Annotated in this window: 22 protein-coding genes and 2 tRNA genes; 11 read left to right on the forward strand and 13 right to left on the reverse strand. The window is 58.8% G+C overall.

The features are described 5' to 3' along the window. Positions 1-155 precede the first annotated feature (155 nt). The 9 genes from WMO44_RS12875 to WMO44_RS12915 form a co-directional block, all read right to left on the reverse strand. Positions 156-635 (reverse strand): GNAT family N-acetyltransferase, encoded by a 480-nt coding sequence (locus WMO44_RS12875; protein ID WP_349152825.1) that lies wholly within the window; start codon positions 633-635, stop codon positions 156-158. Between the two features lie 191 nt (positions 636-826). Continuing rightward, the gene (locus WMO44_RS12880; protein ID WP_249241089.1) at positions 827-1,225 is read right to left on the reverse strand and encodes a helix-turn-helix transcriptional regulator; all 399 of its coding nucleotides are present in this window, start codon (positions 1,223-1,225) and stop codon (positions 827-829) included. Between the two features lie 268 nt (positions 1,226-1,493). Then, positions 1,494-2,162, reverse strand: coding sequence for a phosphate signaling complex protein PhoU (gene phoU, locus WMO44_RS12885; RefSeq protein WP_349152826.1), 669 nt, complete (start codon positions 2,160-2,162; stop codon positions 1,494-1,496). A gap of 19 nt (positions 2,163-2,181) precedes the next feature. Continuing rightward, entirely contained in the window at positions 2,182-2,949 is a 768-nt protein-coding gene (gene pstB / locus WMO44_RS12890) for a phosphate ABC transporter ATP-binding protein PstB (protein ID WP_006735359.1), read from the reverse strand. Positions 2,950-2,966: 17 nt separating this feature from the next. Continuing rightward, a complete protein-coding gene (pstA, locus tag WMO44_RS12895; protein WP_117527591.1) occupies positions 2,967-3,824 on the reverse strand; it encodes a phosphate ABC transporter permease PstA in 858 nt (285 codons plus the stop codon). Continuing rightward, positions 3,817-4,728: a phosphate ABC transporter permease subunit PstC gene (pstC, locus tag WMO44_RS12900; RefSeq protein WP_349152827.1), complete on the reverse strand. Its 912-nt coding sequence runs from the start codon at positions 4,726-4,728 to the stop codon at positions 3,817-3,819. The genes pstA and pstC overlap by 8 nt, the downstream gene beginning before the upstream one ends. A gap of 210 nt (positions 4,729-4,938) precedes the next feature. Then, complete coding sequence (locus WMO44_RS12905) at positions 4,939-5,832, reverse strand: phosphate ABC transporter substrate-binding protein (RefSeq protein ID WP_349152828.1); 894 nt, start codon at positions 5,830-5,832, stop codon at positions 4,939-4,941. Between the two features lie 241 nt (positions 5,833-6,073). Further along, a complete protein-coding gene (locus tag WMO44_RS12910) occupies positions 6,074-6,595 on the reverse strand; it encodes a twin-arginine translocation signal domain-containing protein (RefSeq protein WP_349152829.1) in 522 nt (173 codons plus the stop codon). A gap of 52 nt (positions 6,596-6,647) precedes the next feature. Beyond that, positions 6,648-7,187: a twin-arginine translocation signal domain-containing protein gene (locus tag WMO44_RS12915; RefSeq protein ID WP_349152830.1), complete on the reverse strand. Its 540-nt coding sequence runs from the start codon at positions 7,185-7,187 to the stop codon at positions 6,648-6,650. 270 nt (positions 7,188-7,457) lie between these two features. Between WMO44_RS12915 and WMO44_RS12920 the strand changes: the two genes are divergently transcribed. The 9 genes from WMO44_RS12920 to WMO44_RS12960 all read left to right on the forward strand — a co-directional run bounded on the left by WMO44_RS12920 (position 7,458) and on the right by WMO44_RS12960 (position 14,528). Then, positions 7,458-7,532: transfer RNA gene (locus tag WMO44_RS12920), tRNA-Glu, on the forward strand. Positions 7,533-7,573: 41 nt separating this feature from the next. Beyond that, a tRNA-Asn gene (locus WMO44_RS12925) sits at positions 7,574-7,650 on the forward strand. A 222-nt stretch (positions 7,651-7,872) separates the two neighbouring features. Continuing rightward, the gene (gene trpS, locus WMO44_RS12930; RefSeq protein WP_118658510.1) at positions 7,873-8,934 is read left to right on the forward strand and encodes a tryptophan--tRNA ligase; all 1,062 of its coding nucleotides are present in this window, start codon (positions 7,873-7,875) and stop codon (positions 8,932-8,934) included. Positions 8,935-9,091: 157 nt separating this feature from the next. Continuing rightward, positions 9,092-9,865, forward strand: a complete 774-nt coding sequence (locus WMO44_RS12935) for an SDR family NAD(P)-dependent oxidoreductase (RefSeq protein WP_349152831.1) — start codon at positions 9,092-9,094, stop codon at positions 9,863-9,865. A gap of 323 nt (positions 9,866-10,188) precedes the next feature. Further along, positions 10,189-10,998 carry a gluconate 5-dehydrogenase gene (locus tag WMO44_RS12940; protein WP_006735344.1) on the forward strand — a complete coding sequence of 270 codons (810 nt, stop codon included), beginning with the start codon at positions 10,189-10,191 and terminating at the stop codon, positions 10,996-10,998. A 97-nt stretch (positions 10,999-11,095) separates the two neighbouring features. Beyond that, on the forward strand, positions 11,096-11,440 hold the full coding sequence (locus WMO44_RS12945; RefSeq protein ID WP_081028488.1) for a cupin domain-containing protein: 345 nt from the start codon (positions 11,096-11,098) through the stop codon (positions 11,438-11,440). A gap of 43 nt (positions 11,441-11,483) precedes the next feature. After that, complete coding sequence (locus WMO44_RS12950; protein WP_349152832.1) at positions 11,484-12,119, forward strand: RpiB/LacA/LacB family sugar-phosphate isomerase; 636 nt, start codon at positions 11,484-11,486, stop codon at positions 12,117-12,119. Positions 12,120-12,134: 15 nt separating this feature from the next. Then, positions 12,135-12,551: a DUF1622 domain-containing protein gene (locus WMO44_RS12955; RefSeq protein ID WP_349152833.1), complete on the forward strand. Its 417-nt coding sequence runs from the start codon at positions 12,135-12,137 to the stop codon at positions 12,549-12,551. 237 nt (positions 12,552-12,788) lie between these two features. Further along, a complete protein-coding gene (locus tag WMO44_RS12960; RefSeq protein WP_349152834.1) occupies positions 12,789-14,528 on the forward strand; it encodes an ammonium transporter in 1,740 nt (579 codons plus the stop codon). 225 nt (positions 14,529-14,753) lie between these two features. On the opposite strand, the gene thrS is transcribed toward WMO44_RS12960, so the two are convergent. After that, complete coding sequence (gene thrS, locus WMO44_RS12965) at positions 14,754-16,538, reverse strand: threonine--tRNA ligase (protein WP_112121608.1); 1,785 nt, start codon at positions 16,536-16,538, stop codon at positions 14,754-14,756. A 483-nt stretch (positions 16,539-17,021) separates the two neighbouring features. Between thrS and WMO44_RS12970 the strand changes: the two genes are divergently transcribed. Then, positions 17,022-17,942 (forward strand): nucleotidyltransferase family protein, encoded by a 921-nt coding sequence (locus WMO44_RS12970; protein WP_097779343.1) that lies wholly within the window; start codon positions 17,022-17,024, stop codon positions 17,940-17,942. An 83-nt stretch (positions 17,943-18,025) separates the two neighbouring features. On the opposite strand, the gene WMO44_RS12975 is transcribed toward WMO44_RS12970, so the two are convergent. Next, entirely contained in the window at positions 18,026-18,481 is a 456-nt protein-coding gene (locus WMO44_RS12975; RefSeq protein WP_005922600.1) for a MarR family winged helix-turn-helix transcriptional regulator, read from the reverse strand. Positions 18,482-18,562: 81 nt separating this feature from the next. Further along, positions 18,563-20,236, reverse strand: coding sequence for a Na+/H+ antiporter NhaC family protein (locus WMO44_RS12980; RefSeq protein ID WP_349152835.1), 1,674 nt, complete (start codon positions 20,234-20,236; stop codon positions 18,563-18,565). Between the two features lie 107 nt (positions 20,237-20,343). On the opposite strand from WMO44_RS12980, the gene WMO44_RS12985 reads away from it, so the two are divergent. Continuing rightward, on the forward strand, positions 20,344-20,499 hold the full coding sequence (locus tag WMO44_RS12985) for a hypothetical protein (RefSeq protein WP_154252423.1): 156 nt from the start codon (positions 20,344-20,346) through the stop codon (positions 20,497-20,499). Here the strand turns inward: WMO44_RS12985 and WMO44_RS12990 are convergent. After that, a complete protein-coding gene (locus WMO44_RS12990; protein WP_005922594.1) occupies positions 20,496-20,885 on the reverse strand; it encodes a thioesterase family protein in 390 nt (129 codons plus the stop codon). The two genes, WMO44_RS12985 and WMO44_RS12990, sit on opposite strands and share 4 nt — an antisense overlap. Positions 20,886-21,142 lie beyond the last annotated feature (257 nt).

A 21,142-nucleotide genomic window follows, 5' to 3' on the forward strand; every position in this document is an offset into this window, starting at 1 on the left:
CCCAGCGGAGCCTCCTTGCACGCTGACGGCAGGCAGAAAGTTGCCATAGCAGCAACGCTGCAACTGCCGTTCACCGTTACGACCCCACCCATGAAAAAAGGTTCTGAAAAGCCCGCAGACTTTTCAGAACCATAAAATTAAAATTATTTTCCCGCTTACCCCAGCTGGCTCTGGGTCAGAGACAGCCGCTGGTAGGCAATGCGCGGGGTGCCGTCCTCTACATGGATGATGCCGCAGCGGGTAAAGCCCTCGCTTTCCAGCAGATGCTGCATTACCTTGTTGTCGGCGTGGGTGTCGGCGCGCAGGCTCTCGCAGTGCTCCAGACACCACTCCACCACTGCTTTGCCCACGCCCTTGCTCTCGCCCGCCGAAGCCAGCCGGTGCAGTGTGCCGTAGGGCAAGGTGTCGTTGAGCCACTGCCCGTCCTCGATGACCTTGTAGGTGGGGTCCTCGCCAAGGACAAAGGCAAACACCGCCTGCATCTGGCCGTTTACCATGTACACGAACAGCCGGTTGGTGTCGATATCCTCTTCCAGCAGCTCCGGGCTGGGGTAGTTGTCCCCCCACTGGGTGGGGTTGCCGTTTTTCGCCATGAAATCCCGCGCACGGGCATAGACTTCAAGGATCTTTGCCATATCCGCTCTTACTGCTCCGCGAAACATATCCACTCATCCTCTCTTGCCCGCGCCCTGCCGCGCGGGGTATATTTATTTCAGTATAACACAATTTTCCATAAAGCACCAGATTTTTCTCCATTTTGCGGCAAAAACAGACCGCCGTGCGCGGGGCGGCAGCACGGCGGTCGGGGGCAGTAAAACGAGGGGCTTCATGCGGTGGGGCGGCGGGTGGTGGTGCCGGTGCGCACCAGCCGGTACTCCCGGGGGCTCAGGCCGTAGCGCTCGTGGAACAGGCGGTAGAAGTAGCTGGTGTTCTCGTATCCCACCTGCGCAATGATCTGCTGGATGTTCAGATCGCTGCGGCGCAGCAGCCGCGCGGCAGTCTCCATGCGGTGCTTTTGCAGCAGTTCCTTGTAGGTGCGCCCGGTCTGGGCGCGCACGCACTCGCTGACATACGCCAGCGAAACACCATAAGCCCTTGCCACATTGGAAAGGCTGGCCTCACGATAATTTTGGGTGATCTCCTGCAGCGCCGCCTGCACCAGTGCATCGCGGCTCACGGCCTCCATGCGGGCGGGCTGCGTGGAGCGTTCAAGCTTTGCCATCATTGTATCTGTCCTCCGTAACGGTGCGGCGGGCGGGGGACTGGGGGAAGCCGGAACCACCCGCCGCACGATAACTGCGGAGCCCTTTCCGGGCTCTTATACCCTGAATACGAATGACCTGCCGCAGATATTGCAGAAAAGATAAAAATTTTTTAGTCAATTTTCGTTGTAGGGGGAGCTTTCCCACAGAAAAAGGCTGTCTGCCGGGTGGCAGACAGCCTTTTTCAGAAGAAAATAAGGAAAACACGCGCCCAAAGGGGCAGAGTGAGTATCAGAACATACTTTCGTCCTTGTAGTGCCCGGTGCGCACGAACTGCACCCACTCGGCTACGTTCACGGCGTGGTCGCCGATGCGCTCCAGATACTTGATGACCATGAGCAGATCCAGCGCGGCATCCACCTTGGCGGGGTCGGCGGCGATCTCCTGTGCCAGCGTGTGCTTGATGGCGTTGAAGTCGTAGTCCACGGCGTCGTCTGCGGCGATGACGCGGCGGGCGGCGATCTCATCCTCGGCGGTCAGGGCATCCATGGCGTCTAAGATCATCTGGTAGGCCTTGCGTCCCATGGCAATAGCCTGACTGACAGCGGGGTCTCTCTCCTTACGCACGGTGACGAGATGTGGGATGATCTCCGCGATATCCGAGGCGTGGTCGCCCATGCGCTCGATATCGGTGACCACCTTCATGGCGGTGGAAATGTGGCGCAGGTCGCCCGCTACCGGCTGCTGGCGCAGCAGCAAGGTCATGCAGCGGTGCTCGATGTCCCGCTCCATGTTGTTGATGCGGTCATCCCCCTGCACGATCTTCTGGGCGGCTGCGGTGTCGGCGGTGCACAGCGCTTCCAGCGCGTTCTCCACGGCCTCGGCGGCGTTCTGCCCCATCTCCACCAAAGCGACCCTGAGGGCTTCCAGATCGCTGTCGTATTGTTTGCGAATGCTCATTGCTTTGTTCCTCCCTGCATTAACCGAACCGGCCGGAGATGTAGTCCTCGGTGCGCTTGTCCCGGGGTGTGCTGAAGATCTGGTTCGTGGGGCCAACCTCCACCAGTTCCCCCAGCAGGAAGAAGGCGGTGCGGTCGCTGATACGGGCCGCCTGCTGCATATTGTGGGTGACGATGACCACGGTGTAGTTCTTTTTCAGCTCGTTCATCAACTCCTCCACCTTCATGGTAGAGCCGGGGTCCAGTGCGCTGGTGGGCTCGTCCATCAGCAGCACCTCGGGCTTGACCGCCAAGGCCCGGGCGATGCAAAGACGCTGCTGCTGCCCGCCGGAAAGGCCAAGGGCGCTCTTTTTCAGGCGATCCTTCACCTCGTCCCACAGGGCTGCGCCCCGCAGAGAGGTTTCCACCAGCTCGTCCAGCTCGGCCTTATTGCGCACGCCGTGCAGCTTGGGGCCGTAAGTGATGTTGTCGTAGATGCTCATGGGGAAGGGGTTCGCCTTCTGGAACACCATGCCCACGCGGCGGCGCAGGTCGGTCAGCTCCATCTCGCGGGCAAAGATATCCTCACCCTTCAGCCGTACATCGCCCTCGATGCGCACGCCCGGCACAAGGTCGTTCATGCGGTTCAGGGTCTTTAAAAAGGTGGACTTGCCGCAGCCGGAGGGGCCAATCAGTGCGGTGATCTCCCGCTCGCCCACATCCAGCGAAATGCTCTTCAGCGCCTTGAAGTCGCCGTACCAGAGGTTCAGATCCTTTGCCGATATCACCGGCACATTCGTGTTTTCCATAGAGTACCTCTTTATTTTTACTGCTTCTGTTTCAGTTTTGTTTTCGCCAGCCGTGCTGCCAGATTGATCAGCAGCACCAGCACCAGCAGCACTGCGCCGATGCCCCATGCGGAGGTGAAATCGCCGTCCTCAAAGGCGCGCAGATACAGCAGCACCGACAGGGTGGCACCGTTGGAGGTGTAGGCCTTGAACACGCTCTTGGCGATCACCTCTGCAGCACCGGCGGTGAACAGCAGCGCGGCGCTTTCGCCCACGATGCGTCCCACAGCCAGAATGCAGCCGGTGACGATGCCGTCGATGCTGCAGGGCAGCACGATGGTGCGGATGATGTGCCACTTGCCCGCACCCAGACCCATAGCGCCCTCACGGTAGCCCTGCGGCACGGTTTTGAGGGATTCCTGTGTGGTGCGGATGATGGTGGGCAGGTTCATCACCACCAGCGTCAGACTGCCGGACAAAAGACAGGTCTGGAAGCCCAGCGCCTGACTGAACACCAGCATACCCACCAAGCCGTAGATGATGCTGGGGATACCCGCCAGCGTTTCGTTGGTGAACTCGATGACCTCGATGAGCCGCCGGTTGGAGGCGTATTCGGTCAGGTAGACCGCCGCACCCACGCCCAGCGGCAATACGATGAGTAATGTCAGCACAATGACATACAGGGTGTTGAGGATGGCGGGCAGAATGCCGTCGGTCTTTTTCAGCACACTGGCGGTGGTGGAAAGGAATTTCCAGCTGATGTGGGGGATGCCCCGCACCAGCACCATGCCGATGATCCCGGCCACCAGAATCATCACCAGCACTGCGCTTGCCCAGACCAGCACGGTCATCACCCGGTTCCATGCCCGGCGGGAGGGCGAAAAGCCGTTATTCATCGCGGTTTCCTCCCTTCAGCACTACATTTAGCACAACGTTGATGAGCATGATGAACACGAACAGCACCAGCGCGATGCTGAACAGTGCCTGCCGCTGCAAGCCGCCGGCGTAGCTCATTTCCTTGGCGATGGCGGTGGTCAGCAAAGTGACGCTGCGGAACAGGCTGTCCGGCATATTGGGGCTGTTGCCCGCCACCATCATCACAGCCATGGCCTCGCCGATGGCGCGGCCGATGCCCAGCACAACGCCTGCGGCAATGCCGCTTTTCGCCGCCGGAATGCTGATCTTGAACCATGTTTCGGTGTCGGTGGCACCCAGCGCCAGACTGCCCTGCTCATACTCCGGCGGCACGGCGTTGAGCGCCGTCACCGACACGGACACGATGCTGGGCAGGATCATGATGGAAAGCACCACGATGGCGCTGAGCAGGCAGGCACCGGAGGCCTTGCCGAAGGTCTTGGCCACGGCGGGCACCAGCACCTGCATACCCAAAAGGCCGAACACCACGCTGGGGATGCCGGACAGCAGCTCGATGGCGGTGACCACCACGGTGCGCAGCTTGGGGTCTGCAGCCTTGGAGAGGAACACCGCCGTCAGCAGGCCGATGGGCACGCCGAGGATGGTGGCGCCCAGCGTGCCGTAGACGCTGGACAGGATAAAGGGCAGAATGCCGAACAGCGGTTCTGCCGCGGTGGACGCCCATTTTGTGCCGAACAGGAACTTGAAAATGCCGATCTTATGGATAGCCGGCACGCCAGAGACCACCATGTACACCGAGATGAGCGCCACACAGCACACTGCCAGCATTCCGCACAGGAAGAAGATGAAATTCATCACCGCTTCCAGCCAGTCGGCGGGGGTGCGGGGGAGCCGCACCCGGCGCAGATAGGATTTTTTGTTCATAGCTGAAATCCTTTATAAAAGCCGCACCAGCCCAGCCTTTTAGGGCAGGCCGACGCGGCAGTTCTCTTGTTCAGATGCGGAGTGGGTGGTTCACCGGGGAGCTTTCCCCGCGAAATTCGGGGCTTCCAGCTCCCGCCCTATTGCCTGCGGCAACAGGGTCCCACCCTCGGATCATTCGCTGGGGAAACTCCCCGGCAAACCACCCGGTAATTACTCGTTCACGGGCACAGCGCCTGCGGTGCGGATGAGGTCGGCAGCGTCCTTGCTGGTGGCAAAGTCCACAAAGGCTTGTGCCTGCTCAGACAGGGCAGCGCTCTTGTTGGTAACGAACACGAAGGGACGCTGAATCTTGTAGCTGCCGTCCTTCACGGTGTCCTCGCTGCACTCCACACCCTCCACGGTGACCATGGCGACAGTATCGCCCACAGCGGACAGAGAAGCGTAGCCGATGGCCAGCGGGTTTGCCTCCACAGCGCTGATGACAGCGCCGGTAGCGGTCAGCTCCTGTGCGTACTTGCAGCTGTCCTTCACGTCCACGATGCTCTCAAAGCCATCGCGGGTGCCGGAACCGGCCTCGCGACCCACCAGAACGATCTCGCCGTCGTCGCCGCCGACCTCCTTCCAGTTGGTGATCTCGCCGGTGAACATCTTCTTCAGCTGCTCCACAGTCAGGTCGGCGACCTTGCTGTCCTTGCTCACGATGATGGCGATGCCGTCCAGCGCCACGGTGGTGCCGTCCACATCGTTCTTCTCCTCGTCCTTCAGGGCGCGGGAGGACAGGCCGATGTCCAGCGTCTTGTCGGTAGCGCCGGTGATGCCTGCGCCGGAACCGGTGGGGTCGTAGCTGACGGTGACGCCCGGCTCGACCTCGGCAAAGCCCTCGGTCAGGGCAGCGATGACGTTCTTCATGGAAGTAGAACCGCCGGTAGCAACGTTGCCGCTCAGGGTGCCGGCTGCCTGCTCGGCAGCGGAAGAAGCGGTGGCGGAAACAGAAGCAGCGGTGCTGGATGCGGAAGAAGCAGAGCCGCCGCAGGCAGTCAGAGCAGCAGCCGCAGCAGCTGCACCGCAAACGGTCAGGAACGAACGACGAGAGATCTTTTTCATGATAAAATTTCCTCCATTAAAAACCCGGGCGTCCGCCCGGCACTGTCTTTTGTGTTTTCCTTGGGAACGGCCTTATTCTACCGCTTTTCCCCCCTTGCCGCGACCATGGACGTGCAAAAAGTGCGTAAAACTTTGTGCACAATGCCAGCCCCAATGTAAAGAACAGGTAATGCGGCGCAAAACAAAAAGCCGCCGGGCACTCCTGTTTCCAGAAGTGCCCGGCGGCGGGGTGTATTCGGTTTTACTCTACGCGGCTGGTCATGGTCTTGCCATCGTAGATGAACACAACATTCTTGCCCTTATACTTGATGCGCAGCTCGTAGGTGCCGTTCTCGCGGGACAGCTGCGTATTGTTTTCATGAGAGCCGTTTTCGGTCTCCAGACCGAAATCAAACCGGCTGAACACCTGATACTGCTTTGCGCCAACCTTCAGGTCAACCTCCGGCCAGCTGGGGATGAACACCATCTTCTCCGGCTTGTAGCCTTTCTCGGTAAAGATACCGGTGATATCCTTCCGGGGTATGCTCACATCCTCTTCGCTCCGGTTCCAGATGGCAAAGTAGGGCTTATACTGAACCTTACCGCTCTTACCACCACCGGAGAAATCGATTTTTCCGGTGATATCGCACAGGAACATTACGCCCTCCACTTCCTGCTTGGGGTGGTCGAGGTCAATGGTCGTCCCGCAGCCGGTCAAAGCCCCTGCGGCGGTCAGCACCAGTGCCCCGGCGCTGAGCTTGAGAAATGTTCTGCGGTCGATCATAGCAATGCACCTCCTGTATCGGGTATCACTTGGAAAACGCTGCTCTGCGGGATCAGACGGTCTGCTTTACAAAAGTGCTGGTCGTATAATCCAGTGTATAAATCTCCGTTACGAACCCGCTCGAGATCGTAAAAGTAACCTCGGCCTTCTTGGCTAAGACAGCTTCGTACAGGTCTTTCTGGTCTTCTTTCAGCGTAAAATGCATCCAGCCCTCTTTGATCTGACCCTTCGACAGATTGATCTTCCCACCGTTTTCCAGCAGATCGCCATCAGTATAGTTGTTGACCGGCTGTCCATTGATCTTCAGGGAGAAATAGCCCTTTGCAGGAATCGGCAGGGGCTTTTTGCTGCCGGAGGTATCCTTGACACGCACCCAGACGCTGATGTAGCCTTCCCATCCGGCTTCCGCTGTGCCGCCAAAGTCGATGCCGTTGTTTTTACCAAAAGCTTTGCCTGCCGTTGCCTGGAACAGGCCAAAGTCTGTGCCAATGTCACCATCACTGCAGCCGCCCAGCAGTCCGGTCATAGATACTGCCACTGCCACCGCAGCAGAGGTCTTTAAAAACGCACGACGATCCATTTTCATAGCCATAATACAAACCCTCCTCAAATGCTTTTTGCACCCTAAGAGTACCACATTTTACCACATTGTCAACTATCGGAACTTAGGTTTCACCATTTTATCGTTCCTTTATAGTAGATATCGCAGCGCGGCAGCGGGCGCAGTGTCTGCCGCCGTTCCGGGGCTGCGGCGAAAATTTTACTTTTTTCCAATAAAATCGAAATTTGCTGTTGACAAAGGGCACCCGGTATGCTAAAATAGCCAAGTCGGGTGCGAACACCTGATGCAAAATGGACGTATGGCCCGTTGGTCAAGCGGTTAAGACAGAGGCCTCTCACGCCTTTAACATCGGTTCGATTCCGGTACGGGTCACCATTTTATAGTAGTAAAACGGTCATGTGCCGTTTTATATAGATGCCTCTTTAGCTCAGTCGGTTAGAGCACCTGACTGTTAATCAGGGTGTCGCCTGTTCGAGTCAGGCAAGAGGCGCCAGCAAAGCGATGGAAATTTTCCATCGCTTTTTTCTTTTTCCCGGCGGCCTTGTTGACAGCACCGCCCCGGGGGGCTATACTTAACACACTATAAAGTATAAAAGGAACCTCCTGCCGCGCAGCTTTACGGTGCAGTAAGGCGAAAAGGCGCCCCCTTGGGGGAGCTGGCAATGCCGCAAGGCATTGACGGAGGGGGATCAAACCCTTGACAAAGGAGAACATCATGAAAAAAGTTATTCTGACCGGCGACCGTCCCACCGGTCGCCTGCACGTTGGCCACTATGTCGGCTCTCTGAAGGAGCGGGTGCGGCTGCAGAATACCGGCGAATATGACGAGATCTTTATCATGATCGCCGATGCGCAGGCGCTGACCGATAACGCCGACAACCCGGAGAAGGTGCGCCAGAACATTCTGCAGGTGGCACTGGACTATCTGGCCTGCGGTCTGGACCCCAACAAGGTGCACATCTTCATCCAGTCCATGGTGCCCCAGCTGACCGAGCTGAGCTTCTACTACCAGAATCTGGTCACCGTCAGCCGTTTGCAGCGCAACCCCACCGTGAAGAGCGAGATCCAGATGCGCAACTTCGAAGCCAGCATCCCGGTGGGCTTCTTCTGCTACCCCATCAGTCAGGCTGCCGATATCACCGCCTTTAAGGCTACCACCGTGCCCGCCGGTGAGGATCAGAAGCCCATGATCGAGCAGTGCTGCGAGATCGTGCACAAGTTCAATTCTGTCTACGGCGAAACGCTGGTAGAGCCCCAGATCGTTCTGCCCCAGAACGCCGCCTGCCTGCGTCTGCCCGGCATTGACGGCAAGGCCAAGATGAGCAAGAGCCTTGGCAACTGCATCTACCTGTCCGAGGAGCCGGAGGAGATCGAGAAGAAGGTCAAGTCCATGTTTACCGACCCCAACCACCTGCGTGTGCAGGACCCCGGCAAGGTGGAGGGCAACCCGGTGTTCATCTATCTGGACGCTTTCTGCCGCCCCGAGCACTTTGCCGAGTTCTGGCCGGAGTACCAGAATCTGGACGAGGTCAAGGCACACTATCAGCGCGGCGGCCTTGGCGATATGAAGGTGAAAAAGTTCCTGAACAGCGTCATGCAGGCTGAGCTGGAGCCCATCCGCACCCGCCGCAAGGAGTGGGAGCAGCGCCTGCCCGAAGTGGTGGAGATCCTCAAGGAGGGCAGCGCCTACGCCGAAAAGACCGCTGCCGCCACACTGGACGAGGTGCGCAAGGCCATGCGCATCGACTACTTCGACAACGATAACCTGCTGAAGTAAGTTTTATGAGAGAGCCCGAAACGCCTGCGGCGTTTCGGGTTCTCTTTTGCATCGTTTACGAAAATTGCATAGAAAGCACGGGCAGACTATGCTAAAATAAGGGCAACAAGTACAGAAAACCCCGTTCTGGGGGCGAGAAGAAAAAAGGAGAACCACCATGCAAAAGACCATCTGGATCACCGGAGCAAGTTCCGGCATCGGCCGGGAGTTCGCCCGCCGGTACGCCGCCATGGGCTGTCGGCTCATCCTGACTGCCCGCCGCGCCGACCGCTTGCAGGCTCTTGCCAAGGAGCTGCACGCAGCCCACGGCACCGACTGCCGCATCGAGACCGCCGACCTCTCCCGCGCCGAGGAGTGCCGCCGCCTGTGCGAGGTGCTGGCGGATGAACACATCGACATCTTCATCAACAACGCCGGTTTCGGCGTCTGCGGCAGCATTCTGGAAACGGATGAGACCCGCGAGGAAGAGATGATCCAAGTGAATGTTGCCGCCATGGCGCGGCTGTTCCGCGCCGTGGTGCGCAAGATGAACGCGCAGGGCGGCGGCACCATCCTGAATGTGGCGTCCTCTGCGGGGCTTCTGCCCGGCGGGCCTTATATGGCGGGCTACTACGCCAGCAAAGCCTATGTAGTCAGCATGACCCGCGGCGTGGCCGAGGAGCTGCGGGAGATGCACAGCCCGGTCTACGTCTGCGCCCTCTGCCCCGGCCCGGTGGATACCGAGTTCAACGACCACGCCGGTGTGGTGTTTGCCCTGCGGGGCATCACGCCAGAGCTGTGCGTGGAGGAGGCTTTGCTGGGCATGATGCACCGCAAGACCATCATCGTGCCCTCTGCCTTTATGCGGCTGTGCACCAGTGCCCAGCGCCTTGTGCCCATCCCCCTGCTGATGCCCATTGTGGCACGCCAGCAGAAGAAAAAGCTGGGGTAAAAGACAAAGGTCGCCTAAACTTGTCAACAAGCCCAAAGATAGTCGGAATATCTTGTGCACCGTGACAAGGCACGTCATCCCACACAAACTGATGACCGAAAAACAGCGGGTTGACGTATTGTTTTGCGGTGAAAAAACGGAAATCTAAAGAAAGTACAACAAAACTTCACAAGAATGTGCCTTGACACTTCCTGCAAAGGATGCTAGACTGGTATACAAGTAAGAGCGCACTCCGGCACGGCCGGATACGACGCGCTTTGCAAAGCAGCACGGTGCGGTTTTGCCCCGTGTAAAATATGGTTTTTTGACAGGAGGACTTTATTATGGCACAGTGCACTCCCAAATCTTTTGACCTGACCGGCAAGGTGGCGCTGATCACCGGCGCATCCTACGGCATCGGCATGGCAATTGCAAAGGCTATGGCAGCCAACGGCGCTACCATCGTGTTCAATGATATCAAGCAGGAGCTGGTGGACAAGGGTCTGGCTTCCTATGCAGAGGCAGGCATCAAGGCTCACGGCTACGTCTGCGATGTCACCGATGAGGACGCCGTCAATGCAATGGTGGCAAAGATCACCGAGGAAGTCGGCCACATCAACATTCTGGTCAACAACGCCGGTATCATCAAGCGCATCCCCATGACCGAGATGAGCGCTGCCCAGTTCCGTCAGGTCATCGACGTGGATCTGAACGCTCCCTTCATCGTGGCAAAGGCCATCATCCCCGATATGATCGCACAGGGCGGCGGCAAGATCATCAACATCTGCTCCATGATGAGCGAGCTGGGCCGTGAGACCGTTTCTGCCTATGCAGCAGCAAAGGGCGGCCTGAAGATGCTGACCAAGAATATCGCTTCCGAGTACGGCGCTTACAACATCCAGTGCAACGGCATTGGACCCGGCTACATCGCTACCCCGCAGACCGCACCGCTGCGCGAGATCCAGCCCGACGGCAGCCGTCACCCCTTCGACCAGTTCATCGTTGCCAAGACCCCCGCAGGCCGCTGGGGCGAGGCCGAGGATCTGGGCGGACCCGCTGTGTTCCTGGCATCTGAGGCTTCTGACTTTGTCAACGGCCTGATCCTGTATGTGGACGGCGGCATTCTGGCCTACATCGGCAAGCAGCCCCAGTAAACGCTGAGGGCACTCCGCAGTTCTTGACCCGGGGGCTGCCGCACAGCGTTGTGTGGCAGTCCCCTTTTGTTTGTACGGGAAAGGATGTTATGTTATAATGGAAAAAGCACATCAGGATATCCCTTGGGTGCCCCATGCCGAAATTTCCCCGGAACCCTGCGGCCCCGGGGTGCAGCGCCGCGTGCTGGCGTATAGCAAAGACGCCATGTGCGTGGAAAACACCTTTGAGACCGGCGGCGTGGGTGCCATGCACTGCCACCCCCACACCCAGATTACCTATATCGTCTCCGGGCGATACCGCTTTACCATCGGGGACGAGACCCGGGAGGTAGGCCCCGGCGATACCCTGCTCAAGCAGAACGGCGTGATGCACGGCTGTGTCTGTCTGGAGGGCGGCGTGATGCTGGATTTCTTTACCCCCATGCGGGAGGACTTTGTATAATCCCTGCACACCGCAGGGAAAAATAAGAAGGAGAACCATTGTTATGAAGATCGCACTTATCAACGAGAACAGTCAGGCCGCCAAGAACGGCATCATTGAAGCCGCCCTGAAAAAGGTGGTGGAGCCCATGGGTCATGAGGTGGTCAACTACGGCATGTACGCCGCCGATGACGCTGCACAGCTGACCTATGTGCAGTGCGGCATTCTGGCTGCTATCCTGCTGAACAGCGGCGCTGCGGACTACGTTGTTACCGGCTGCGGCACCGGCGAGGGCGCCATGCTGGCACTGAACAGCTTCCCCGGCGTTATCTGCGGCCATGTGGAGGACCCCGTGGATGCCTACACCTTTGCCCACGTCAACGACGGCAACGCCGTTGCCATGCCCTTTGCCAAGGGCTTCGGCTGGGGCGGCGAGCTGAACCTCGAGTACTGCTTCGAGAAGCTGTTCGGCTTCGGCCACGGTCAGGGCTACCCCAAGGAGCGCGTTGTGCCCGAGCAGCGCAACAAGAAGATTCTGGACGGTGTGCGCGCTGCCACCTTCAAGCCCCTCATCGAGTGCCTGAAGAGCATCGATCAGGATCTGCTGAAGGGTGCTGTGGCCGGTGCAAAGTTCTCTGAGCTGTTCTTCGTTTCCTGCAAGGACGAGGAGCTGGCCGCCTACATCAAGACCCTGCTGTAAGCTGCGGAGGAGATCATGCAAGGACTGACCCTGTTCAACCTGAACCTCACCCACCTTCTGGATGCTTTTCTGGAAACGGCAGTGCCCATGATCGCCGGTCTTGCCGAGGTGGTGGGCCTGTTCATCATCATCACCAGTCTGGCCAAGGCTACTTTCTACTATGTCCGCGCCACCTTCTTCAACGACCACCGGGACTTCCACCATGAAATGAGCAGCGGCCTGACCACCGCGCTGGAATTTCTGATGTCGGCAGAGATCGCCAAGACCTTCCTGCTGCAAAATCTGGAGTCCGTGGTGCCGCTGGCGGCTACCTTTGCGCTGCGCGCTTTGATGAGTATGCTGCTGCACTGGGAGATGGAGGGCGGCCACCGCCCGGCAAATGCCAAGGAAAAGGGCAAGTCCGGCTCCCCGAAGGACGGCGAAAACGGCTGACAGGCAAAAGATTTGCCAAACTTTAGCAGGGCGAAGTTTTACCGTATTGTGAAAAACGTAAAACCTTGAGATGAATACTTGACAGGTTTGCACAAAGAGACTATACTCGTGCCATCGAAAGCAAAGGCGCTGACGGAAGCAATTCCGCCAGCGCCTTTTGTGTTTTCGGGGATACTGCCGCACGGAGAGAATAGAGGGCTCCCTGTGCAAAAAAACGACCGTAGGAGGTAGGAAAGTATGTTTAGCTCCGTCAACACCTGCTGGACGCTCGTAGGAGCGTTTCTAGTGTACTTCATGCAGGCCGGATTCGCCCTGTGCGAGGCCGGCTTTACCCGGGCAAAGAACACCGGCAACATCCTGATGAAAAACATGATGGATTTCTGCATCGGCACGCCCTGTTACTGGCTCATCGGCTTCGGCCTGATGTTCAGCGGCACCGGCGCACTGATCGGCGGTTTCGATCCCTTCATTCAGGGCGATTACAGCCACTTGGGTCTGGATATCCCCCTGTGGGTGTACATCGTGTTCCAGACCGTGTTCTGCGCTACGGCAGCCACCATCGTCTCCGGCTCCATGGCCGAGCGCACCAACTTCAAGGCCTACTGCGTGTACTCCGCCGCCATCTCGCTGGTGGTGTACCCCATCTGCGGCCACTGGATGTGGGGCGGCGGCTGGCTGCAGAGCATGGGCTTCCACGATTTTGCAGGCTCCGCAGCCGTGCATAATGTGGGCGGCGTCATCGCTCTGCTAGGCGCTTGGATGCTTGGCCCCCGTATTGGCAAGTACGATAAGGACGGCAACCCCCACGCCATCCCCGGTCACAACCTGACCGCCGGTGCTCTGGGCGTGTTCATCCTGTGGTTCTGCTGGTTCGGCTTCAACGGCGGCTCTTCCCTGAGCCTGTCCACCGATGCTACCATGACCCTGACCGGTCTGGTCTGCTTCAACACCAACCTTGCCGCAGCCGTTGCCACCTGCGTGACCATGATCTTCACTTGGCTGCGCTACGGCAAGCCGGATGTCTCCATGACCCTGAACGGTTCTCTGGCTGGCCTTGTGGCCATTACCGCAGGCTGCGATACCGTCTCCCCCTTCGGCGCTTTCTTCATCGGCTTTGTGGCCGGTATCCTTGTGGTGCTGAGCGTGGAATTCTTCGATAAGATCGCCAAGGTGGATGACCCCGTAGGTGCTGTTTCCGTCCACTTTGCAAACGGCGTCTGGGGCACCATTGCGGTGGGTCTGTTCTCCACCGGCTCCAACACCGCCCATGCCGGTCTGTTCTACGGCGGCGGTCTGGCACAGCTGGGCACCCAGCTGCTGGGTCTGGTCTGCGTGGATGTCTATGTTGTGATCGTGATGTTCATCATCTTCAAGATCATTGATAAGACCCTTGGCCTGCGTGTGCCCGCCGAGGTGGAGATCGACGGTCTGGACATCCACGAGCACGGTCTGGCTTCCGCTTATGCAGGCTTTGCCATCTCGGATGCAAACTCCGCTGCCATGACCCCCAACGAGAACACTGATCTGGGCGAGGACGATATCACCAAGGCGACCGCAAAGCAGATGGATGCTGCCGTGCCGGTGGTGCGCGAGCCTGTGATCCACGATGGCGTCTACGACACCGGTATGCACAAGGTATCCATCATTGCAAAGCTGGCTAAGTTCGATCAGCTCAAGACCGCCCTGAATGATCTGGGCGTCACCGGCATGACCGTAACGCAGGTCATGGGCTGCGGCATCCAGAAGGGCACGCCTGAAAAGTACCGCGGCGTGCCGGTGGATACTACCCTGCTGCCCAAGATCAAGGTGGAGGTCATCGTCTCCCGCATCAGCGTGGACGCTGTGGTGGAAGCTGCCAAGAAGGCACTGTACACCGGCCACATCGGCGATGGCAAGATCTTTGTCTACAACGTGACCCGCGTGGTCAAGATCCGCACCGGCGAGGAAGATTACGCCGCGCTGCAGGATGTGGAGTAACCCTCCACAAGTTTCTCTGCTGTTCCCGCTGCGGCGGCAGCCCGGCTGCTCCGACACAGTTCCCGCCGCCCGGCGTGACAGATAGATCGTTCTCCTTTTCCTTTTTTGTTCGAGTCAGTAAGTCGAAAGCCCCGCTCCTGCGCACAAGGGAGCGGGGCTTTTGCTATGAAAAAAAGTGCCCCGGAAACGCCGACAGGCGTTTCCGGGGCACTTATCATTTATACCTTACAGGCTGCGGGTGCGGATCTCGGTGGTAACCTTGGCGATGAAGTCCTCAAGGCTCATCTCGGTGGTCTCGCCCTTGCGGTCGCGCACGGAGATGTTGCCGGCCTCGGCTTCCTTGGCGCCCAGCACCAGCATATAGGGCACGCGATCCACCTGCTGTGCGGCACGGATCTTGTAGCCGATCTTCTGGTTGTCGTCATCCAGCACAACGCGGATACCGGCGTCAGACAGCTTCTCGGTCACATCCTGTGCGTACTCCAACGTCTTTTCGGACACGGGCAGCACCTTGACCTGCGTGGGAGCCAGCCAGGTGGGGAACTTGCCCTTGGTCTCCTCGATCAGGTAAGCCATGAAGCGATCCAGAGAGCCCAGAATTGCGCGGTGCAGCACCACGGGGGTCTTTTCAGAGCCGTCCTTGTCCACATAGGTCAGGTGGAACTTTGCGGGCAGGCAGAAGTCCAGCTGGCAGGTGGACAGGGTGTACTCGGCACCCACGGCGGGCTTCACGTTCACGTCCAGCTTGGGGCCGTAGAAGGCAGCCTCGCCGATCTCCTCGGTGAAGTGGATGCCCAGCTCGGTCAGCACTTCGCGCAGGGCCTGCTCTGCATGGTTCCACATGGCATCATCGTCGTGGTACTTCTTCTTGTCGGCAGGATCACGCAGGCTCAGCACGCAGCGGTAATCGGTGATGTTGAAGTCCTTGTACACCTCAAAGATCAGGTTGCACACGTCTGCGACCTCGCTCTTGATCTGCTCCGGGGTGCAGAACAGGTGAGCATCGTTCTGGCAGAAGTGACGGCCGCGCTCGATGCCCTTCAGGGTGCCGGAGGACTCGTAGCGGAAGTCGTGGGCGATCTCGCCGATGCGCATGGGCAGGTCACGGTAAGAATGGGGACGATTTGCGTAGATCATCATGTGATGGGGGCAGTTCATCGGGCGCAGCACATAGCTCTCGCCCTCCATCTCCATGGCGGGGAACATGTTCTCACGGTAGTGATCCCAGTGACCGGAGGTCTTATACAGGTTCACAGTACCGATGCAGGGAGTCATCACGTGCAGGTAGCCGCGTGCACGCTCCTTCTCCTTGATATAGTTTTCCAGCTCCTGCCAGACGGTGTAGCCTGCGGGCAGGAACATGGGCAGGCCGCGGCCCACCAGATCATCGGTCATGAACAGGCCCATCTCCTTGCCGATCTTGCGGTGATCGCGCTCGCGGGCCTCCTGCTGCTCCTTCTCCCATGCGTCCAGCTCTTCCTGATTGCGGAAAGCCACGCCGTTGATACGGGTCAGCATCTTGTTTTCCTTGTCGTTCTTCCAGTATGCGCCGGACTGCTGGGTGATCTTGAAAGCCTTCAGTGCCTTGGTGTAGGTCAGGTGGGGTCCGATGCACATATCCACGTACTCGCCCTGCTGGAAGAAGCTGAACTCGGTCTCGTCAGCCAGATCTGCCATGTGCTCGATCTTGTAGTTCTCTTTGCGCTCTTCCATCAGCTTCACGGCCTCGGCACGGGGCAGGATGAAGGGCTTGATGGGCAGGTTCTCCTTGACGATCTTGCGCATCTCTTTTTCGATGTTGGCCAGATCCTCGTCGCTCAGTTTCTGGTCGCCCAGATCGACATCGTAGTAGAAGCCGTTCTCGGTGGCAGGGCCGAAGGCAAAATCAGCCTGCGGATACAGGCGCTTGATGGCCTGTGCCATAACATGAGCAGCGGTGTGACGGATAACGTGCAGCTCCTGATCCTGCGGGCACTCGTCCACATGACCGTCCTTGTAGATGATCTTCATAGTAGATTCTCCTTTGACAATGCGGTTTTGAACAAAAATAAAAAGCGCTTCACCCCGTAAAACTCACGGGATGAAGCGCCGATCAAATGTCTGCGTTCCACGGTTCCACCCGAATTGCGCGCTCCCCGGCGGGGAAACGCGCCCCTCGCAGTGCTGTAACGGGCACGCCCGGCAGAGGTTCGCCTCTGCACTCTGCGGTGGTAGAAGCCGGGGTCATGGCAGGCTGCTTGCAGCACCCGGAAACCCGGGGCAGCCCTCTCTGCGGCATGAAAAGCGGGGCTTCAGTTTGTCCGCATCAATGTTTTGGACAGGATGAAACTACGCTGATTGTAGCACGCCGGAACAAAAAAATCAAGGGATAGCGGCAGAAATGTATAAAATCGTTCTCCCCCGCTGCACCTTGCCACAGGCGGCGAAGCAGTGTATAATAGGCGCAGAACGATACAACGCCGGAACCCCCGGCAGATACAGGAGGAATTGCAGATGAATAAACCGGTACTGGTCGTCATGGCAGCCGGCATGGGCAGCCGTTACGGCGGCATGAAGCAGATCGACCCGGTGGGCCCCAACGGACAGGTCATTATGGACTACTCTCTCTACGACGCCCGCCGCGCCGGCTTTGAGACCGTGATCTTTGTCATCAAGCACGAGATCGAGGACGCCTTCAAGGCAGCCATCGGCGACCGCGTGGCGAAAGCAATGAACGTGAAGTACGCTTTTCAGCAGCTGGAAGAGCTGCCCGCAGGCTTTGCCGTGCCGGAAGGCCGTGTAAAGCCTTGGGGCACCTGCCATGCCGTGCTGGCTGCAAAGCCCCTGATCGACGGCCCCTTTGCGGTCATCAATGCGGACGACTACTACGGCCCGGAGGCCTTTCAGGTAATGTACGATTACCTGTCCACCCACGCCGATGATGATTTCTACCGCTACTGCATGGTCAGCTATCTGCTGAAGAACACCCTGTCCGAGAACGGCAGCGTGGCACGCGGCGTGTGCATCAAAAACGAGGACGGCACCCTGCAGAGCGTGACCGAGCGCACCCGCATCGAGCCCTGCGATGGCGGCGCACACTACACCGAAGATGGCGGTGAGAGCTGGGTGGATCTGCCCGGCGACACCCCCGTGAGTATGAACCTGTGGGGCTTCGGCAAGAGCTTTCTGGACGAGGCCGAGCAGCGCTTTGCGGGCTGGCTGACCGAGAATCTGCCGGTGAACCCCCTGAAGTGCGAGTATTTCCTGCCGCTGGTCGTGACCGAGCTGATCGAGGAAAACAAGGCAAAAATTCAGGTGCTGCGCAGCACGGATAAGTGGTTCGGCGTCACCTACCGGGAGGATAAGCCTTTGGTGGTGGATGCCATCGCCCGCAAGACCGCCGAGGGTCAGTACCCCGAAAACCTATGGAAGTAAATGCTTCCTGATCGCGTAAAATTATTTTGACAAGAACAAAGACGGGCAGCCCGCGGGCTGCCCGTCTTTGTGTTTTATCGTTCTTATTCCTCGCCTTTTTTCAGGATGTCCAGTTCCGGCATCAGCTCGGTGCTCACGATGGTAAGCATCTGTTCCAGCTTTGCGCATTCCTCGGGGGTAAAGCGCTGCCGGGCACGCTCCACTACGGTGTGCAGATACGAGTAGCTGATGTTGTAGTAGTCGATATACTTCTGGGTGGGGCGCAGATGGTACTCCCGCCGGTCGGTGGTGGACTGGATCTTTTCCACATAGCCCTTTTTCACCAGACTGCCGATCTTGTACGCCGCATTGGGGGTGGAGATCTGCATCATGCGGGAAAACTCCGCAATGGTGGGCTCGCCCATGGCCATGATGCCCTCCATGCAGAAGGACTCCACCGTGGTCAGGGTAGCCTCACGGGTGGCAAAACGCTGGAACACGTTCTGATAAAAATGCAGCTTGAATTTGGTATAGACGTCCTGAAAAGCTTTTTCCAGCATGGGTCATGCGCCTCCGATGCTTTAGTTTTCTTGCTATACGGCTAGTATACCACGAAAATGCCCCGCTGCATAGCGGAATTTTTACACAGCATCCCCGGAAGTTTTTGCCCGGGTGTGGGCGCGGATGACACCGAGCACCGCCAGTTCCAGCACGATGGCAACCACCAGCAGCACCAGCGAGGTGACAAGGCTTGCGCGGCTGCCCAGCACCGCCTGTGCAAGGCCGGTGATGATGTAGCACACCGCCGAGCAGGCCGCCGCCGTAATGGCGTAGGGCAGCTGGGTGGAAACGTGGTTCACATGACTGCAATGTGCGCCTGCCGAAGCCATGATGGTGGTATCCGAGATGGGAGAGCAGTGGTCGCCGCACACCGCGCCGGACAGGCAGGCGGCAATGGACACCACCAGCATCTCGCCGTCCGGGAAGGCCTGACAGACGATGGGGATCAGGATGGAGAAGGTGCCCCAGGAAGTGCCGGTGGCAAAGGCAAGGAACACCGCCACAAGGAAGATGATGAACGGCAGCAGATACTGCAAAGCCGCCGCAGAGCTGCCCAGCAGGTTTGCCACATAATACTTTGCACCCAGCAGGCCGGTCATGCCGGACAGCGTCCATGCAAGGGACAAAATCAGCATGGGGCTGACCATGGCCTTGAAGCCCTCGGGGATGCAGGCGGCAAAGTCCTGAAAGGTCATCACGCCGCGTACCCGGTAAAATACAAAGGTGAACAGCAAAGCGATGCTGCTGCCCAGCACCAGACCCGCCGAGGCGTTGCAATCCGCAAAGGCGGTGATGAAGTCCACGCCCTCAAAGAAGCCGCCGGTGTACACCATGCCGAAGATACAGGCCGCGATCAGCACCAGCACCGGCGCGATCAGGTCGATGACATGGCCGTTGGTGTCATTCCCATCGTCCACGTCGTCGCCGTAGGGACGGTCGGCGGTGGTAAACAGGTCGCCGTTTTTGGCGTTGTCCTCGTTCAGCTTCATGGGGCCGAACTCTGCCCCGGTAAAGATGAGGAACAGGCTCATCACAACGGTCATGACGGCGTAATAGTTATAAGGAATGGTGCGCAGGAACATGGTAAAGCCGTTGATGCCGGAACCCGCCGGGACGCTGGAAGTGACCGCAGCCGCCCAGCTGGACACCGGCGCAATGATGCAGATGGGCGCGGCGGTGGAATCGATCAGGTAAGCCAGCTTTGCGCGGGACACCTTCTGCCGGTCGGTTACCGGGCGCATCACCGAGCCCACGGTCAGGCAGTTGAAGTAGTCGTCCACAAAGATCATCACGCCCAGCAGCAGGGTGGCAAACTGTGCGCCTGCCCGGCTGTGGATGTGGGTGGATGCCCAGCGTCCGAAGGCTGCTGAGCCGCCCGCCTTGTTCATCAGCGCCACCAGAATGCCCAGCATCACCAGAAAGGCCAGAATGCCCACATTGCCGGAGTCCGACAGCTTGGTGATCATGCCGCCGTCCTCGTTGAAGAACAAGGTGTTCAGCGCCAGCTCAAGGTTGCCGTTGGCGTACAGCAGCGCGCCGGAGGCAATGCCCACCAGCAGCGAGGTGTACACCTCCTTGGTGTTCAGCGCCAGCACGATGGCAATGACCGGCGGCAGCAGGGAAAAGAAGGTGCTGTACACCGCACAGGTGTAGGTGGCGGGGTCGGCTACCTTGCCGGGGGTCACCGCCGTGCACCACAGCAGCAGGGCAAAGACGAACAGCGCCCCCACCCAAGAAAGGTTTTTGTTTTTCATAAGCTCCTCATATCAGGTGTCAATCATTGTCTGCGGGGTTCGTCCGGCGTATCGGGGCGCAGGCTGCGGGGCAGACTACCCACAGAAATGCAAAGGGGGTGTGCACCGTGCCGGATTATAAGGCCATGTACTTTGAACTGTTCCGCGCCAGCGTGCAGGCTGTGCAGCTTTTGCAGGACGCGCAGACCCGCGCCGAGCAGCAGCTGCTGGCTGCAGACTTGCCGCCGCTGCGGCTGGACGAAACAGAACCGGACGATCCTTAGCCCTTTTTGGCCTCGGCCTTAGCGGCAAACTTTTCCTCAAAGATGATAAAGCGCTCGTGGGTGCCGCCGCCCACAGGACCCTTCTCGTCCGCAAGCGTCACCTTAAAGGTCAGCTTGCGGCCTTCCACAGCCACCAGCTCACTGTGGCAGGTCACGGTCATGCCCACAGGGGTGGGTGCGGTGTGCTCCAGCTCCAGCTTGGTGCCCACCGTGCCGCTGCCCGCTTCCAGCGCAGGGGCAACGCTCTGCCAGCAGGTCTTTTCGGCCAGTGCCACCAGTGCAGGGGTAGCAAACACGTCCAGCGTGCCGCTGCCCATGGTCTTTGCAGTGTTCTCTGCGCTCACGCGCACGCTCTGCTCGCCGCAGATTCCGGTTTCCAACTTCATATACAGTTCCTCCTTATGCGTCCTTTGAACGCAGTTGTGTGATTTGTGCTCATACGCCTTTATAAGATATCACAAAACGCGCCGGAATGCACTATTTTTTGCATATTTTTTCAGGGAAGCGCCCGGAAAGCGGGAGGACTGGAAGCGTGTCGCGCTCCGCGGGGAACGTTTCTGCCTGCCTTCAGCGTGCAGGGACGCTCCGCTGGGCCAGAGGCAGGGAGGGGTGTTCCGATTCCCCCCTCCCTACCTCTGGACTC

The sequence above is a fragment of the Faecalibacterium tardum genome (assembly GCF_040096515.1).
In the GTDB taxonomy this organism is placed as follows: domain Bacteria; phylum Bacillota; class Clostridia; order Oscillospirales; family Ruminococcaceae; genus Faecalibacterium; species Faecalibacterium tardum.